Source organism: Bartonella sp. AC329YNZD (assembly GCF_042196685.1).
Classification (GTDB): domain Bacteria; phylum Pseudomonadota; class Alphaproteobacteria; order Rhizobiales; family Rhizobiaceae; genus Bartonella.
This window is the reverse complement of sequence record NZ_JBHIQS010000052.1, coordinates 1-3,183: the sequence shown is the minus strand read 5'-3', so window position 1 is coordinate 3,183 and position 3,183 is coordinate 1. Positions and strand designations below refer to the sequence as shown.

General features: G+C 39.5%; 2 protein-coding genes. Both read right to left on the bottom strand.

The features are described from left to right. Positions 1 to 2,860: autotransporter outer membrane beta-barrel domain-containing protein (locus ACFIMW_RS08955; protein ID WP_375617381.1), on the bottom strand; the 2,860-nt coding region annotated here is incomplete at its 3' end. A gap of 169 nt (positions 2,861 to 3,029) precedes the next feature. Continuing rightward, positions 3,030 to 3,183, bottom strand: a 154-nt coding sequence (locus ACFIMW_RS08950; protein ID WP_375614236.1) for an autotransporter outer membrane beta-barrel domain-containing protein, incomplete at its 5' end; no start/stop codon positions are given.

Below are 3,183 nucleotides of genomic sequence, written 5' to 3'. Positions count from 1 at the left end.
CAGCATGAAATAAGGCATTTGGCAAAAGAAGATAAGTTGGAACCTGTGGAACAACAGCTCTAATACCTAGCTCAGGCCGAACATCAAGCGATATAGAGAGATTAGACGAAGGTTCCAAAGCATCAGAGGACTCAGAAAGCTTTGGTTCAACAGACGCAGAAGGAAGAACAACAGAATCTGGAGATGAAGGAGCGTCAGATGTCAACGACGTAGAAAGTGGATCGGGGGGAGAAGATGAAGGATCAACAGGATCAGGGGATGTAGAAGAAGGAGAGTCAGACATAAACGACGTAGAAAGTGGATCGGGAGGAGAAGATGGAGGATCAACAGGATCAGGGGATGTAGAAGAAGGAGCGTCAGATGTCAACGACGTAGAAAGTGGATCGGAGGGAGAAGATGGAGGATCAACAGGATCAGGGGATGTAGAAGAAGGAGAGTCAGACATAAACGACGTAGAAAGTGGATCGGGGGGAGAAGGTGGAAGATCAACAAGAGCAGAGAACGTAGAAGAAGGAGAGTCAGATATCAACGACGTAGAAAATGGATTGGGGGGCGGAGGATCAACAGGACCAGAGGACGTAGAAGGAGGAGAGTCAGACATAAACGACGTAGAAAGTGGATCGGGGGGAGAAGGTGGAAGATCAACAAGAGCAGAGAACGTAGAAGAAGGAGAGTCAGATATCAACGACGTAGAAAATGGATTGGGGGGCGGAGGATCAACAGGACCAGAGGACGTAGAAGAAGGAGAGTCAGATGTCAACGACGTAGAAAGTGGATCGGGGGGAGAAGGTGGAGGATCAACAGGATCAGGGGATGTAGAAGAAGGAGAGTCAGATATCAACGACGTAGGAAGTGAATTGGGAGGCGGAGGTTCAACAGGACCAGAGGACGTAGAAGAAGGAGCATCAGATATCAACGACGTAGAAAGTGAATTGGGAGGAGAAGATGGAGGATTAACAGGATGAGATAATGAAAACGAAGAAGGTTTACCAAATGGACCATTATAAGAACCTATTCTAGAAGAAATATAAACCCCTTCGAGTCGGAAATCCCAAAAATCCCCCTCACCTTCCACTAATCTTTGCTTAGCATTCGCTTCTCCAAAAGGCGAGCCCGGACCATAACCACGAATACGATATTGATAAGGAAAACCTTTCACCGTAGTATAACCATTATAACCATTGGCGAGTCGAAAAGAACCTGCCCGCGCTGTTCCTGCAACTTGAACGATTGAAATGCTTTGATCTCTTCCCTCATAGACTTCTTTACTTGAATATTTTGGAAAATTTTGCATATGAATGAATGTCGTTCCAGAAACATCCCCATAGATCAATATGCGATCCGTCTTTTGGGGATCAAACAAACCCTCATCATTCAAAAATGTATTCAACCTAATCTGAGCGTTTCCCTCAGCACTATAGACTTTTTTATCTTTTGATGCGAGAATTTTATCTCCTGCATCTATATCTGCTTTTTTTCCAATGCGTAGCGTTTGATAACCACTATCTTCATCAAAGATCAATGTGCTATTGGAAAGACTTAGAGAAGAAAGCGATGAAACAGATTCCTGTAAACCATTGTATTTACTTTTAGTAAGATACCATTTTGAATAACGAATTAACTCTAAATCAATAACCGATCTATCTTCAACACGCGTACCTCCTGTAAGAGAGGAAGCGTTTGCTTTCACCAATAGAGAAGCATTATTTTCAGCTTTTAGCAACACATCACCAGAGATTTTTGTTTCATGCGATAATTCAAGAGTGCCTTTTACTTCATAGTCTTTATTCCCCTTCGCATAAATTGCAATCCCATCTGGAACTGTCATATTTGTCTCTGATAAATAAACAAAAGCCCTCCCCGTAATAACTTTTTTGGTTTCTAAATTTTTTTCATCATCTCGTTGCCTCAACATTTTAGCAATCTCTTCTGGAGCTAAAACATTAAAATACAGTCCATATACTCCCTCACCCTGAACAGAAATATTGTTTTTTTCTATCTTAATACTTGTATTTTTAAAGCCATCTGGTGAAATATATTTTTGAATTAACTTACCATTATCACTTACATAACCTGAAAAGTTTTTCATCAAAAATGCATGCATATGGTTTAGCTGGATAAAATTGTTTTTCAAATGAACGTCACCACCTTGAAAAACCTCAAAAGCTTCTGGCAATACCCCCATAGCTCCATCACTATCTGTTAAAGTTTCCTCCCTCCTTCCATGCCCCGTAATCCCCATAGTATCAAGAATATAGCGCCCCCCAAATCGGGTTGAAAATGAGCCAATCTGGTTAAAATTAACGGTACCGTCTGTCATTTTAACCATTGCATCAAAACCACTTATAATACCGATCCCTTTTACATTCAAATTATCTGGCTCAATATTGATATTCACACTCACTAAAGCAATATCCGTTCCTCTCCCCCATGCATAAATAGCATGTGAAGTCCCCTTAATTTCCCCTACTGTCATGCTAATAACGGCATTTTGAGCACGAAGAGCAGGTATATTCTTAAAATCTGAAGCTATTAGATTAATTTTTCCACCATTTCTTACATACGCCCCATAGGCAGATATTTTATCTGGATCATCGCCATAAACTGCTATCTGAGAGGCATTAACAACAGTGCCTGCTTTTTCTACATATATAGCTGCAATAGGTGCAGCCTCCTGAGAATTTTTTAAGTAATAAACTTTATCTGCGAGAAAGTGTGTTTTTCTATCATCGCATTTATAAAACACCCCTCTTGGATCACTTGAAGATCCAGCAGCACTAACATACGTAACCTGCAAAAAATAAAGAATAGCTGTTGTAACGTTGCATAAAAATACATATTTATGAAATACATAAATCATAACTCTTGCCGCCTCCTATTCCCCTACTTCTATTTATTGAAGAATAATGTCTATATTTAAGCTAATAAATTTCTCAAAATACAATAAATATAAAACTAAAGAGCTACTTTAATACTTAATATAACACTATATATACTTATATATAAGTTACTATATAGTTTATGTATAGCTAAAAATAATAATGCAATCCAGCAGAGAAACTCGTTCCAGAAAAACCAATTTTCTTAAATCTATGCTGATAAGTGGCATCTCCACGAAGAGAAAGTTTTGTTGAGAGACGGGCATTAAACCCAACCCCTGCTTCCAAAGAAGAACCAAAGGAA